Annotated in this window: 12 protein-coding genes and 2 pseudogenes; 1 reads left to right on the forward strand and 13 read right to left on the reverse strand. The window is 40.1% G+C overall.

Going from position 1 to position 13373, the window contains the following annotated elements:
* Nucleotides 1–7: 7 nt before the first annotated feature.
* Together rpiA and D7D54_RS03155 are read right to left on the reverse strand one after the other, a co-directional pair.
* Complete coding sequence (gene rpiA, locus D7D54_RS03150) at nucleotides 8–691, reverse strand: ribose-5-phosphate isomerase RpiA (protein WP_020901779.1); 684 nt, start codon at nucleotides 689–691, stop codon at nucleotides 8–10.
* Between the two features lie 105 nt (nucleotides 692–796).
* On the reverse strand, nucleotides 797–1726 hold the full coding sequence (locus D7D54_RS03155; RefSeq protein WP_033684952.1) for a peptidase U32 family protein: 930 nt from the start codon (nucleotides 1724–1726) through the stop codon (nucleotides 797–799).
* Nucleotides 1727–1865: 139 nt separating this feature from the next.
* On the opposite strand from D7D54_RS03155, the gene D7D54_RS03160 reads away from it, so the two are divergent.
* Nucleotides 1866–2153 (forward strand): DUF3270 domain-containing protein, encoded by a 288-nt coding sequence (locus tag D7D54_RS03160; protein WP_120718807.1) that lies wholly within the window; start codon nucleotides 1866–1868, stop codon nucleotides 2151–2153.
* A gap of 33 nt (nucleotides 2154–2186) precedes the next feature.
* Here D7D54_RS03160 and ciaH read toward each other — a convergent pair whose 3' ends face one another.
* The 11 genes and pseudogenes from ciaH to D7D54_RS03210 form a co-directional block, all read right to left on the reverse strand.
* Nucleotides 2187–3521, reverse strand: a complete 1335-nt coding sequence (gene ciaH, locus D7D54_RS03165; protein ID WP_020901776.1) for a two-component system sensor histidine kinase CiaH — start codon at nucleotides 3519–3521, stop codon at nucleotides 2187–2189.
* Nucleotides 3511–4185, reverse strand: a complete 675-nt coding sequence (gene ciaR, locus D7D54_RS03170; RefSeq protein WP_000590639.1) for a two-component system response regulator CiaR — start codon at nucleotides 4183–4185, stop codon at nucleotides 3511–3513. Before ciaR ends, ciaH begins: the two co-directional genes overlap by 11 nt.
* 108 nt (nucleotides 4186–4293) lie before the next feature.
* The gene (locus D7D54_RS03175; protein WP_020901775.1) at nucleotides 4294–6840 is read right to left on the reverse strand and encodes a M1 family metallopeptidase; all 2547 of its coding nucleotides are present in this window, start codon (nucleotides 6838–6840) and stop codon (nucleotides 4294–4296) included.
* A gap of 121 nt (nucleotides 6841–6961) precedes the next feature.
* Complete coding sequence (locus D7D54_RS03180; protein ID WP_049488694.1) at nucleotides 6962–7402, reverse strand: ASCH domain-containing protein; 441 nt, start codon at nucleotides 7400–7402, stop codon at nucleotides 6962–6964.
* Nucleotides 7344–8246 (reverse strand): annotated as a pseudogene (locus D7D54_RS03185) (putative PEP-binding protein). Before D7D54_RS03185 ends, D7D54_RS03180 begins: the two are co-directional and overlap by 59 nt.
* A pseudogene (locus tag D7D54_RS09490) lies at nucleotides 8224–8352 on the reverse strand (NUDIX hydrolase); the annotation flags it as partial. The pseudogenes D7D54_RS09490 and D7D54_RS03185, both read right to left, overlap by 23 nt.
* Nucleotides 8353–8371: 19 nt before the next feature.
* A complete protein-coding gene (locus D7D54_RS03190; RefSeq protein ID WP_020901772.1) occupies nucleotides 8372–9070 on the reverse strand; it encodes a 3-oxoacyl-ACP reductase in 699 nt (232 codons plus the stop codon).
* A complete protein-coding gene (locus D7D54_RS03195) occupies nucleotides 9063–9299 on the reverse strand; it encodes a DUF2829 domain-containing protein (RefSeq protein ID WP_020901771.1) in 237 nt (78 codons plus the stop codon). Before D7D54_RS03195 ends, D7D54_RS03190 begins: the two co-directional genes overlap by 8 nt.
* A gap of 160 nt (nucleotides 9300–9459) precedes the next feature.
* On the reverse strand, nucleotides 9460–11361 hold the full coding sequence (locus D7D54_RS03200; protein WP_120718808.1) for a glucosaminidase domain-containing protein: 1902 nt from the start codon (nucleotides 11359–11361) through the stop codon (nucleotides 9460–9462).
* A gap of 127 nt (nucleotides 11362–11488) precedes the next feature.
* Nucleotides 11489–12475 carry a dihydroorotate dehydrogenase gene (locus D7D54_RS03205; RefSeq protein WP_162496585.1) on the reverse strand — a complete coding sequence of 329 codons (987 nt, stop codon included), beginning with the start codon at nucleotides 12473–12475 and terminating at the stop codon, nucleotides 11489–11491.
* Nucleotides 12438–13238, reverse strand: coding sequence for a dihydroorotate dehydrogenase electron transfer subunit (locus tag D7D54_RS03210; RefSeq protein ID WP_020901769.1), 801 nt, complete (start codon nucleotides 13236–13238; stop codon nucleotides 12438–12440). The genes D7D54_RS03205 and D7D54_RS03210 overlap by 38 nt, the downstream gene beginning before the upstream one ends.
* Nucleotides 13239–13373: the final 135 nt, after the last annotated feature.

The raw sequence follows: 13373 nt of genomic DNA on the forward strand, positions 1-13373 counted from the left end.
ATTTTGATTATTTTGATTTTGTTGAAGTTAAAATCTGAACTCCATCTTGTCCAGCAACGATGACCTTATCTACCATTTGGTTAAATAAGCCGTGTTCTACAACACCAACGACATGGTCCAATTCTTGCCCAAAGGCAATTGGATTTTCAATGACATCTAAGGCAAGGTCAATGATAAAATTCTGCATATCTGTCACAAAACGTTGACCGTCTTTTTCACGGAAACTTGGTTTGTAGCCAGCTCGCTCAAAACGACGAAAAACCTGTTCTGCGCCATACTGAACCACTTCTACTGGCAATTTAAAAGCACCTAGTTTGTCTACCATCTTGCTTTCATCCACCACCCAAATGTATTCTTTTGAGGGCGTTGCGACAACCTTCTCCATGAGAAGGGCACCACCACCACCTTTGATTCCGTTAAACTGGCTATCCACTTCATCCGCTCCATCAACCGTCACATCGACAACATCTACTTGGTCAATAGACTTGAGTGGGATATTAAGCCCTTCAGCCTGTTTACTGGTCACACTGGAAGTCGTTACAGCTGTAATCTGCAACTCTTCTTCCTTGATACGACGACCAATTTCTTCGACAAAATAATAGGCAGTAGAACCTGTTCCCAGTCCGACAACCATGCCATCCTTGACAAACTCAGCAGCCTTGATACCTGCCATTTTCTTCAGATTTTCCACTCAAACACCTCCATTAAAGAGCTACTTTTATTATAACATCTATCCGTTTTTATTTCATGGATACACTGGAAAAACCCGAACATTTTTATTTCGGGTTTTGATGTCCTATTTAACCATATCAGGATCGTAATCATAGAATCCTGTATCAAGGAATCGGTTTTTAGGGTGAAGTTTACGCACTTCTTCATCCAACAAGAAGGCTTGGTCATGGCTAAAGTTGCCCTCTTGAATCAAGCTACGTGCCTGGATAAAGAGTTTTGCAATCTCAACAAAGTTCTGACCAGGAGTGTAGAGACCTTCTAGTTTCCAGTGAGTGAAACCATGCTCCACCAATTCTGTCAATTTGGTCATCAAATCAAGGTCATTGTTGGCAAAGATGTGGGTTCCATGATTGTCTTCAAAAATGGAATAGTGGCTCTCTGGGTCACTTGGCTCAGCCAAAAAGAGGTCACGCTTGCGCGTCTTTTCATCATCGATATGTGTAAAGTTATAATAGTTTTGCAAGAGAGGACGCTTAGAATGGTGAATAACGCTAGCTCCGTAAACCAAAACTTCAGCAGGAATTTCCAAAATCTCTGGCATTTTGAAGAGTTCAGCAGATGGAATTTCACGCGCCAAAACAGCCTCAGATGCGCCAGCCTTTTGTCCCCAGAAGTTAATCTGGCGACTGCTAGTTACCATGGTTGAAGCATCGTAGATGGTCTTAAAGGAATAACCATCGCGGTTGACAACGTAAAAGACACCTGCATCCCCGATCGTAATGTAGTCTGTCTTGATTTCTTCCAAAAAGTCTAAGAAAGGCTTGATACGGTCCATCATATCTTGATGCATGAGGGCATTGACCGCAACAATCAATTCCTTACCTGCTTCATGAACCAACTTAGCAATTTCACGCAATTGGTCATGACTAAAGGTTGTTGGCAGACGAAGGCCAAAATCTTTCTCACCGACATAGATACGATCTACGCCAGCTTCGAGCAGTTGTTTAACTTGTTCAATACTTTCAGCAGTTGCTGTAATGATAATCTTTTCCATAAGAAAAATTATACCATATTTCTCAAAAATCAGCCATTCTTTAAAAATGAAAAGGGACTTTATTCTTATTGTAACCTTTCTGTAATAATTCTCTGCTGAAAAAATGATAAAATAGGTATGTACTGTTAAGGAGAGAATAATGCCCGTAAGAAAATTACAATCCTATGAGGTAGACTATCAAGAAGAATTAAGCCAGCAGGTTCCTCGCTATCAAGATTATACACCTGAAGCACAATCTGATGCCAATCTCAAGGAAATCCTATTTTTTGTTAATATCGCTGTTTTTTGTATCTGTATTGCTATCTTTAGTTTTATCTTTTTAGCATTAAAATTATCAACTGCTCTTGCCTTTGCCGCAGCAATCGGAGCCAGCTTACTTGTCTTAAAAATTCAACGATCTATTATCAAACGAAAACGTAGAAGATAAATCCAAAATATCGCCCCAACTGGAGCGATATTTTTATTTTTTCTTTTTAGATGGTGTGTGGATGGCTATCTTCACTTCAAAGATTGTTCCCTTTGGTTTATTATCTTTAACAGTAATGGTTCCTTTTAGCGCATCTACAATTTGCTTGGCTAGAGATAAGCCTAAACCAAAACCACCTTTTTGACGGGTTCTAGCCTTGTCTACTCGATAAAAACGGTCAAAAATTTTCTTCTTATCTTCTGCGGAAATACCGACTCCATTATCAGAAACAAGTAAATACAGATTGCGATCTGTCGCCGAAATCACAAAATCAATTTCACCATCCTCTTCAGTATATTTGATGGCATTATCAAATAGGATGGTCATCAGTTGTTTCAAAAGAAGTTGATCTGTAACAATTGTTCGATGGATACGATTTTCAAAACGGAAGACACGGTCGTTTTCCGAGGCAATCATCTCATAGTTCGTGAAAGTCGTATTAAAAAAGCTAGTTGGAACTTCTGCAAGTTCTGGCTTAATCCCATCATCTCTCCGAGCTAAATTCAACAAGTTTGTCGTCAAAAACCTCATGTTTCGAACTTCTTCCAAACTCGAGGCAATGCTTTCGCTCACATCCATAATGGTAGCTTCTGGCTTACGGAAAAGGGTTTCTAAGCGATTTTGCAAAACAGCAAGTGGAGTTCGTAACTCATGACTGGCATTTTCCACAAAGGACTGCTGCTTCTGCATGCTCTCAAGCAGAGGACGAACACTGACTCTAGCTAGATAGAGACTGGCAAGTAAAGACAAAATCCAGAAACTAGCCATCACGACCACAATCAATTTCTCGTGCTTTTGACTGGCCTGCTCCAACTGACTGGTATTAATCAAGACAGCTGCATACTTGATATTGGTTGAAACCGAACTGATATTCGTTTCCATCAAAATCATGCGATAGATTTCTTCCTGTCCATAGCTATTAAAAACCTGAATCTGATAGATATGACCTAGTTCTTTTTTCTCTAGTTTAATCTTATCCAAGCCCAAAAATCGGTTTCCAGAAAGGAGCTGGGTAAAATTCTTATCAAAAAGAATGACTTCTGTGTTAGAACTAACATTTGGTTTTATCTCCGTCTTGCTAGTATCTGTAGCGGCATTCTCTAAATCTTTAATCTCTTCTGTTGCCCTATTTACAGCAAGCTGAATAACTGCTTGAGGATTATTACTCAAACCATGTAGCGTATCGTCCACCGAAGTATAGAGACTCGAGTGCATGACCTGTAAAATAATCAAGGTCATGGTAGAGAAAATCAGAGTGAAGACACTAAAGTTGCGGATAAAATAACTAAAGTCATCCGCATACCATGTTTTTTTTAGTTTACTGAACATCTTTTAAAATATACCCAACACTGCGCAAGGTTTGCAAATTCTCTGCAAAAGTGGTTCCTTTTAATTTCTTACGGACTTTTGAAACATAAACTTCGACAACCGAAATCGTTGTGTCACTATCAAATCCCCATAAACGATCAAAAATCTGAGTCTTCGGCAAAATAACATTTTGATTTTGAAGGAAATAAACCAGTAAATCGAACTCTTTCCCCAGTAATTCGACAGGAGTATCTTCAACCTTAACGGTATTGGTTGACAAATTAACCACAATATTTCCATAAGTCAAGGTGTTTTCATTAAACTTGCCTGAACGTTTGAGCAGGGCTTGAATTCTCATTTTGAGTTCTTCTAGGTAGAAAGGTTTGGTCAGATAATCATCTGCTCCCAGTTCAAATCCATGTCCCTTGTCATCCAAACTTTCCTTGGCAGTCATGATCAGAACTGGAGTCGTAATCCCCTTTTCACGCAATTCTTTCAATACTTGGAAGCCATTTTTTTCAGGCAACATCAAATCGAGCAAAATCAAGTCATAGACGCCACTCTCAGCTTCGTAGAGACCTTCTTCCCCATCAAATACCTGCATGACATCCGCAAAATCGTCTAAAAAGTCAAATACTGAATTTGACAGGCCTAGGTCATCCTCAACCAATAAGATTTTTATCATGAGAAACTCCTCCTTATTAAAACCATTATACCAAATTTGCCTTAAAAAAAACTCAACTCTCTGCATTTTACATGAGATAGCTGAGTTTTCTTTTTATTTTAGGCTTATTTATGCATTTCCGTATTGAAGAACGACTGCTTCCACTGCAACTTTTTCACGGTTAATCAGATCAACACGCGCTGCAATTTCCTTGATTCCCATACCGATGTTACGGCTAAGAGCAAGGTCAGAAAGTTGTGGCTCAAAGAATTCCTTATACTCTGCCAAGCGTTGCTGAGTCTTAAATACGTGAGCAGGAAGGATAACAAAGCTATCAAAGCTCATATCTCCACCAAGAGCTGCCTTAATCCAAGCCCAATTTTCACGAGCCCAAGACCATGCTGTTTCCTGAGTTGCTTGATGGCTTAAGAACTGGAAGTACCAAGCAGACAAGTCTTGTGGTTTGACCACAAATTTGTCCTTCCAAGAAGTAATCAAGGTTTGGATATTGTCCGCATCTGTACTGTAAGCAAGAGCAGCTGCCAACTGACGTTTAAAGACAGCATCTGTTGCGTGAGTATAGGTATCAAGATAAAGTGCTAACAAGTCTTTAGTCTCATGATGTTTCATCTCATTAATCAGAACTTGTGAGCGAATAGCTGCTGGAAGTCCTGCAAGATTCTCCTTGTGAGCCGCAAAAATTTGGCTAGCGACTTGACTAGCTTCTGCATCATTTGAGCGAATCATCATAGAAACAGCCAACTGACGAACCAATTCATCCTCATCTGATTCTCCGTCTTTAGCTTCAAAACCAAGACGATCATAGTTGTGACGAGCCAATTTAGCAACCAATTCTTTGAAGGCTCTTTCAGCTTCTGTTCCTTCATCGATAAAGCGCTCAAGAGCAGAAATTACTTGAGAAACAGCTGAAACGACAAGGTAAGATTCTTCCTTAGCTAGTTTATCAAGAACTGGGAGCAAGTCAGCATAAGAAATGTGCCCTGCTTCAGCAAGTAAGAGACGTTCTTGGACGATTTGCAGTTTACTTGTATTATCAAGCTCAACTAGGTCAGTAAGAACAGCATCTAACAAGTCTCCTTGATAGTCTGTAATGTAGTGGGCTGTATTTTCTGTGTTGAGACGAAGTGCTGTTTTGTTTTCTGCAAGAAGAGCTGCGTAGCCAGGGATTTCGATGCTTTCAGTTTCGAGTGTATCAGGCAAGCCTTTCCAGTTGCTGTTTAGTGGCACAACCCAGAGACGGTTCTTGTCTTCGTGCTCACCGATAAAGAATTGTTTTTGTGAAATCTTCAAGACATCATTTTCAACTTTGACAGTGAGAACTGGGTAACCAGGTTGTTCCAACCAAGAATCCATGAAGGCTGCGACATCACGTCCTGATGCTTGACCAAGAGCATCCCAAAGGTCACGACCAATTGTATTGCTGTATTGATGTTTTTCAAAGTAGGCATGCAAACCTTTGGCAAAATCGGCATCACCTAGCCAACGGCGAAGCATATGCATGAGACGGCTTCCTTTAGCATAGACGATAGCTCCGTCAAAGAGCGTATTGATTTCATCTGGATGTTTAACTTCGACGTGAACAGATTGAACACCATCAGTCGCATCGCGTTTAAGCGCAGACGGAACACCACCTGTTTGGAAATCTTCAAAGATATTCCAGCTTGGTTCAATAGCATCCACACAGACGTACTCCATCATGTTAGCAAAGCTTTCATTGAGCCAAAGGTCATCCCACCATTTCATAGTAACGAGGTTCCCAAACCATTGGTGAGCCAATTCATGGGCCACAACTAGGGCAACTTGTTGACGGCTAGCAAATGTTGAGTTTTCATCCACAACCAAGTAAACTTCACGGTAGGTCACAAGCCCCCAGTTTTCCATAGCACCAGCTGAGAAGTCAGGAAGGGCGATGTGGAGAGATTGAGGGATTGGGTATTTAACTCCATAGTAATCTTCGTAAAACTCGATAGAGCGAACAGCGATATCCAGTGAGAAATCAAGGTTTGATAGTGGATGAGCTTTGGTTGAATAAACACCTACGAGGGTACCGTTTTTAGTTTTAGCCGTCACACCTTGCAAATCACCAGCAACAAAGGCCAACAAGTAAGAAGACATGCGAGGTGTTGTCTCAAACTTCCAGATACCTGTTTCCTTACGGTTTTCAACATCAATCTCAGGCATGTTTGATAAGGCCAATTCACCTTCTGCTTGGTCAAAACGTAGAGAGAGGTCAAAAGTTGCTTTGGCTTCTGGCTCATCCACACATGGGAAGGCTTCGCGCGCAAAATGGCTCTCGAATTGAGTTGACAAGACCTCCTTCTTAACTCCATCAACTGTGTAATAAGAAGGGTAAATCCCTGTCATGTTGTCTGTAATTTTTCCTGAGAAAGCGATAACCACTTCAACTTGACCAGCCTCAGCTAATTCAATATGAAGAGCTTCGTTGTCATGATCAACTGTGAATGAGCGAGCTTCCCCTGCAACTTCTACAGAAGCGATTTCCAAATCTTTTTGGTGAAGGGAAATACGGTCACTCTGTGCTTGACCAGTAATAGTCACCTTTCCTGAAAAAGTCTTGGTCTCACGACTCAAGTCTAAAAATAAATCATAATGTTCAGGAACAAATTGCTTAATAAAATGTTCAACTGCTTGCATAGTTTTCTCCTATCTAAGTTTAAGAGCTAGAGCTCTTCTTCAAACAAACTTATTATATCATGTTTTGCTTAAGAAAAAAGGATTGGACGGTCATTTCCAAAACTTTCTTCATTCTAGCAGTCTACAGTGGGTAGACCTTGCGAAATTCTTCTAAAACAACCTTGCTTTCAGGTGTAAAAGTCAGTCCTGCTTCTCTCAACCACTCGGCGAAACAATCCTCATGAACCTGCCGCCAATAGGCTAGGGATTTGTCACCTTCCCCTTCCTTAAAGGCATGTTGAGCAGAAACTTGATTGAAGGGTTGGACAGAAACCTTTGTAATTTCGACAATACAGACAGCCTGATTTTGACTATCTAAAATAACATCAAAAGTTCCTTCTTGAGGAAGAGACTCGGCTTCTAGTGCATAGAGATCGTAGGCTGATGCTGTTGCAGTTTTTTCGCCTCTTAAAACCAAATCTGCCAAGAGATCGGCATCTACTCCAAAAGCCCAAGCATCGATTTCATCTCCTATAGAGGGTGTAGTTTTCTTGTATGCATTCCACATTTCTTGCGGTGTCATGGGTGCTCCTTTGTAATTTCTTACTTTCTTCTTTTATATGTTTGAGATGATCTGGATGGTCAATTTCTAAATCAAAAATCTCTAGAATAGAACTGTAGTGAATAATGCACTTGATACCCAACTGATTCATTTTTTGTATGAAAGAATCATTCAGATAGCCTGCTACAGCAAAGTCAATCTTTTTCATCCTTGCTTTATCCTGCATATCTCTTAGCATATCTAACATAATTGGACTTTCCATATCATGCCATTGACTGTTTCTCACAGTCGCAAAAACAAAAGAAGTCAAATCATTCATTCCAACTATAATCTTTGAAATACCCGTTTCCAGTATCCTTTCCAAGTCAAAATAAGCTGAAGGTAATTCAATCATTGTGCCGACTTTCCCAGTAAAACCATGCTGACGTAATACTGTAATAGCTTGTTTTAATTGGTCGGCATCATTGACAAAAGGAAAAATAAGAGACAGATTGGGATTTGTTTGATAAACTTCTGTAACGACATGTGCTTCAGCCTGAAATTCATCAGGACACGCCAGCAAGCGCCTAGTTCCTCTATAACCAAACAAGGGATGATTTTCATCAAAATGCTCTTTAGTCCCCTCTAAACAATTAGCTTCTGTATTTGTTAACTCTGAAAAACGATACCAAACTTCTTCATCTGAGTACAGGGAGCAGATAGTCTCTAGATAATCTTTTACAAATTGCTGACAACTTGGTAATAGTATATTTTGATTGAGCTCTCTCAACAAGTATTCCCCACGAATCATGCCAACATGATGAAATAGTTATGGGTAAACTTTCTCATCAAGTTTTTCACCACTAAGAGCTAGTTGGTTTCTCATCATTCACCTTCCAATTCATGTAAGAGGTTTTGTCCAGTTCTGGAAATCCTAATAATTCTGCTTTGACTTTCAAGACTTCTTGCGATGCATTCTCTTCTGTGATTTTTGATTTCCATCAGGTCCTCCTACTTCAAAGACCAGCCACCATCCATTGTCAGAATTTGCCCCTGCATGGCAGATGCCTTTCCACTGGCCAAAAAGAGACTGACTTCTGCCACTTCCTCTGGTTCAATCCAACGCTTGATTGGTGTTTCACTAGCAACCCAGTCAGCCAAGCCTCCTGGCTCAAAATCTGCAGCAGTCATAGCTGTCTTGACTGCTCCTGGAGCGATACCAAAGACCTGAATCCCAGCTTCAGCATAGTCTAGAGCCAACTGCTTAGTAAAGCCTGCCAAGGCGTGCTTCGAAGAAGTATAGGCATGTCCACCGCCACCTGCTAGGCTCGAAGCGATGGAGCACATATTGATAATGGTCCCTTTTTTATTCTCCAGCATTTGTGTCAAGTAATAGCGAGTCAACTCAACAGGAGTCATATAGTTGATTTCAAAAATCTCTTGAATTTCCTGCGCTGTCTGTTCCAAAAGTGGTTTATAATCATCCAAAACTCCAGCAGTATTGCACAAAACATCCACCTGAGGACACCAATCAAAAATAGTCTCCAAGTCCAAGGTCAAATCTCTCTGTAAAAAATGGAAATCACCTTGTAGGAATGGATTTTCACCTTGGTCCACTCCATAAACTTGATAGCCCTTTTCTAAAAAGAGTCGAGCTTGAGCCAGACCAATCCCTGAACTCACTCCTGTAATGAGTACACGTTTAGCCATACACTTCTACCCAATCTGTCGCCAAAACATCACAAGGTGTCGGACTCCACATGGAAAAACCTTCTCCTTCTCCAGACACGTTGATTAGGAAATAAGGTGTCACTTCCAGTGCAACCCCGTTTTGTTCAATAGTATCAAAAAGCTGGACATAGTTTTCCGTACCTCCCCAACCAGTTCGTACATATTTTTTCTTAGCCTTTAACCCAGGTAGAATTTCTTCAAATGTCATGTTTTTCTCCTTTAATATCAATAATTCTTCCCTTCATTATAACAAAAAAACCGCTTTAAAACGGCTTTTTGACTATACTTCACTCCATTTTATCTTCTTAAATCTACGGAAAAATAAAAAAACGACAACCACTTTTTCAGCAGTTATCGTTGCTTATCTTTTAATCTTTTCCACCAAGTCGACTATTGATATTCATCATGATACTAGCTATTTTTTCACCCCAGTACGGATCTGATGCATAGCGTACATTCATTCCCGTCGCTTTATTTCCAAGGTGATCTCTTCCACGGTCAATATAGTTCTCACGAATCCACTTGGCCGCACCAAGAATTCCTTTGTCTACATCATCAAATTTCTTAGCGGAATCATAGGGACTGGTATCGTAAGCAGCTATACCGAAGAAGTTATTTTTATCATTAGCAATTTGGCTACGTCCCCAAGCACTTTCTAGCGCACTGTGAGCCATTAAATAGAGAGCATTGACACCGTAACGTTTTTCAGCTTCCTTAAAAATTGCTCCTTTACCGGCAAGACGACTGTTTCGGATATTCATCATCGAATAAACTCTATTTAATTCATCCGCACTATAGTTGGTTGCTTCAGTCAAATTCTTAAAAAGGAAACGATTTTTGATAGTAAACCCATCGAAATGTTCTCCATCCTTTGAATAATACTTCTTACCAATTTTCATAGCTGAAGTATGTGAAGCTACCCGAATACTAGTGTATGGAGAAAGTTCATGGTATAGGAATCTTCCGTCAGTAGTATAGTGAGGAATAAACTCACTTCCTTCCTCAACTAAAGCCAAATCACTTTGATTCATATAACCGGACAAGCCTGATATTGAAACAGCTAGACGACTACCCTTGCTTTTAGAGCCATCATAGGTCACAATACTTCCCTGATTGACATAGCTCAAAATATCTCCTGATTCGCTATAAATATAGGCTGTGATTGGTTTAACCTTAAAATATTTTGGACTTTGAATCCACTTTCCATTACTCTGGAAGAAGTACTCTTTATTTTTGATGTTAAAACCACCAGTAACATAGCTTCCATCTTCTTTTAGGTAGTACCATGCATTGTAGTTAGAATCAAAAATCCATTCATTCTTGGCCATATAACCACCAGATTTGAGGTAATAATCACCAATCCATTCATGTGAAGCATACGTACCGCCTGATTTTAGGTAAAACCAGCTATTATAAGATGTATCAAAAATCCATTCTTTTTCAGCCATTGCTCCACTATTTTTTAGATAGTAAGCATTTTTCCACTGATTACTGGCCATCACACCATCATTATTAAAATAATACCATGCGCCCTTAATCTTTTCCCATTTATTACGAAGGATTTTTCCTGAATCTGTAGCATAATACCATTTATCAGTAATCTTCACCCAAGCATTCTGAGCCATTGCTCCAGTATTATTAAGCAGATAATCGTTCACTAGAGTATTGCTAGCCATAACTCCATCTTGCTTGAAGTAATACCAAACATTGCCAATTTTTTCCCATCTATTACGAAGGATCTTTCCTGAATCTGTAGCATAATACCATTTATCAGCAATTTTTACCCAGGACTTTTCTACCATTGCTCCACTAGTACGAAAAGCATAGTCATTAACAATAGTATTGCTGGCCATGATTCCATGTTGATCAAATAAATACCAGACACCCGCAATTTTTTTCCAATTTTTTATTGGTTGATTATTCTCATAAAAAAGCCATTTCCCATGCTCTTTCTGCCAACCATTCTTATGAGCTTCTTCAACTTTTTCTTTATTTGAAATAGCCTCTTTTTTAGAATTATTTTCTTTTACAATAACTGGTTCTTTCTTTTTTTCCGTCTTTTCAGCTTCATTCTTTGTATTTTCAACAACTTTTTTCTCTTCTGAAGCTGGAGTCTGATTTTTATCTTTAGACTGATTTTTGTCCACAGATTGACTCTTATTCGTCGTTTGACTTTGGTCTGTTGTTTTACTATCTTCAGCAAAGACTGATGTTGTGGGCACAATTGCCAATGCAAGCACTGCCGTGCTTACAAGTAGTGTTCTCTTCATTTTACTCCCCTAAGTAGAAATTCATCTACATCATTCGTAATTAACTTTATTTTAACATAGTTAAAAGATGAAAATATTACAAAATGATGAAAATTATGTGTCTTATTGACGATAAGAATGGTCTAGCTTATCTAAGGCTGGCTTTTACTTCCTTGCGGAGATTTTCTAGACTACTAATACCGTATTTGTCCATAACCTTTGGTAGATTTTCAATGATGTCAGGACAGGCATATGGATTGGTAAAGTTAGCTGTTCCAACTCCGATAGCAGATGCTCCCGCCAGATACATTTCTAGGGCAGCTTCAGCCGAATCCACTCCCCCCATTCCAATGATAGGCAGTTCTGTTGTTTGGGCTACTTGGCGGATAAGTTTGAGGGCTACTGGAAAGACTGCTGGACCAGACATTCCACCTGTTCCATTTGCCAAGATTGGTTTACGAGTTTTGAGGTCAAAGCGCATTCCAACTAGAGTATTGATCATGGTCAAGCCACTTGCCCCCGCATCTTCTGCAGCTTTTGCGACAGTGACGATATCCGTCACACTAGGGGTTAATTTGACATAAACTGGTACATCAGAGGCTTCTACCGCTGCTTTCACCACATCATAAGCTAAATCTGGATCTTGACCAATCAAAAGTCCGTGATTACAGTGGTCAACGTTGGGGCAAGAAATATTGAGCTCGATTGCTTTCACATTAGCTGCCTTGGAAATCCCATGAGAAACAGCTGCATATTCTTGTTTTGAAAAACCAGCTACATTGGCGATAATAGGAAGATTTGGATATTCTCTTTCCAGCCAAGGTAGCTTTTCAGCCAAAACAACTTCCAAACCAGGATTTTGTAAGCCAATTGCATTGAGCATGCCAGCAGGTGTTTCTGCCACCCTTGGAGTTGGATTTCCAAAACGGGCTTCAAGTGTTGTCGCCTTGATCATAATAGAACCTAAAAGGTCTAAATCATAGTATTTGGCATACTCTTGACCAAAACCAAAACAGCCTGATGCTGGAATAATCGGATTTTTCAAATCCAAGCCCGGTAGAGAAATTTGTAAACGATTTCTAGTCATGATTTTCTCCTTATAATACAACTGTTCCTGTGCGGAAAACAGGCCCATCTTCACAGACGCGTTGGCTAACCGTCTCGCTTTCTGGCACTTTTAGGACGCAGGCATAGCAAGCCCCCATCCCACAAGCCATACGAGATTCCAGAGATAGATAAGCTCTTGGGTGGTCATAAAAGGTTTGATTGATATACTTCATCATTCCAGGCGCCCCACATGAGTAAACAGCATCAAATTGATTGTCTAAGTCATTGATAACAACGGAAACATTTCCCTTAATACCATAAGAACCATCATCTGTCGTTACAAAGACTTGACCATATTGAGCTAATTCCGTCTCTAAAATAACAGCATCCTTGTTAGCAAAACCAAAGACAGTCACTACTTTCACACCACGCGCATGCAATTCCTTGGCCACCTCAAGCAAGGGAGGTACACCAATCCCCCCTCCAACTAAGAGAACCTGGCTCTGCTCATCTAGGTCAGACAAGTCAAAACCATTTCCCTGAGGACCCATCACATCAAGAGTATCTCCCTGACTTAAGGTTGAGAAAATAGCTGTCCCAGTCCCTTCAATCCGATAAATGAGGTGACACTGCTTCTTAACCTTATCAATAGACGAAATTGAAATAGGGCGACGCAAGAGATGGGCGTCATCAGGCACACGCAGATGAAGAAATTGGCCTGCTCGCATAGCTTCAACCATTTCCCCTTCTAGGACTAATTCAAAGATTGCTGGCGCGATTTCCTCCTGTGCTACCACCTTCATGGTTTCCAAACGAATTGCACCCAAACGTTTCTTACATGTGGGATTCATGACTTTTCCTCCTTAAATTTTAAGGGGACCAGACAAAGAAAAGACCTTGCTAGTGCAAGGCCTCAGTTAAAATCGTACAACACAAGAGAGCACACTCAAAAAGTCTCCTCTAGAAAATTGTACTATTCTTTTATC

This window comes from Streptococcus chosunensis (assembly GCF_003626515.1).
Taxonomy (GTDB): domain Bacteria; phylum Bacillota; class Bacilli; order Lactobacillales; family Streptococcaceae; genus Streptococcus; species Streptococcus chosunensis.

Bases quoted from the DNA above. Each gene is read 5' to 3' on its own strand.
- D7D54_RS03155 (WP_033684952.1), bottom strand. From the start codon at position 1,726: ATGGAAAAGATTATCATTACAGCAACTGCTGAAAGTATTGAACAAGTT.
- D7D54_RS03160 (WP_120718807.1), top strand. From the start codon at position 1,866: ATGCCCGTAAGAAAATTACAATCCTATGAGGTAGACTATCAAGAAGAA.
- ciaH (WP_020901776.1), bottom strand. From the start codon at position 3,521: ATGTTCAGTAAACTAAAAAAAACATGGTATGCGGATGACTTTAGTTAT.
- ciaR (WP_000590639.1), bottom strand. From the start codon at position 4,185: ATGATAAAAATCTTATTGGTTGAGGATGACCTAGGCCTGTCAAATTCA.
- D7D54_RS03175 (WP_020901775.1), bottom strand. From the start codon at position 6,840: ATGCAAGCAGTTGAACATTTTATTAAGCAATTTGTTCCTGAACATTAT.
- D7D54_RS03180 (WP_049488694.1), bottom strand. From the start codon at position 7,402: ATGACACCGCAAGAAATGTGGAATGCATACAAGAAAACTACACCCTCT.
- D7D54_RS03190 (WP_020901772.1), bottom strand. From the start codon at position 9,070: ATGGCTAAACGTGTACTCATTACAGGAGTGAGTTCAGGGATTGGTCTG.
- D7D54_RS03195 (WP_020901771.1), bottom strand. From the start codon at position 9,299: ATGACATTTGAAGAAATTCTACCTGGGTTAAAGGCTAAGAAAAAATAT.
- D7D54_RS03200 (WP_120718808.1), bottom strand. From the start codon at position 11,361: ATGAAGAGAACACTACTTGTAAGCACGGCAGTGCTTGCATTGGCAATT.
- D7D54_RS03205 (WP_162496585.1), bottom strand. From the start codon at position 12,475: ATGGGCCTGTTTTCCGCACAGGAACAGTTGTATTATAAGGAGAAAATC.
- D7D54_RS03210 (WP_020901769.1), bottom strand. From the start codon at position 13,238: ATGAATCCCACATGTAAGAAACGTTTGGGTGCAATTCGTTTGGAAACC.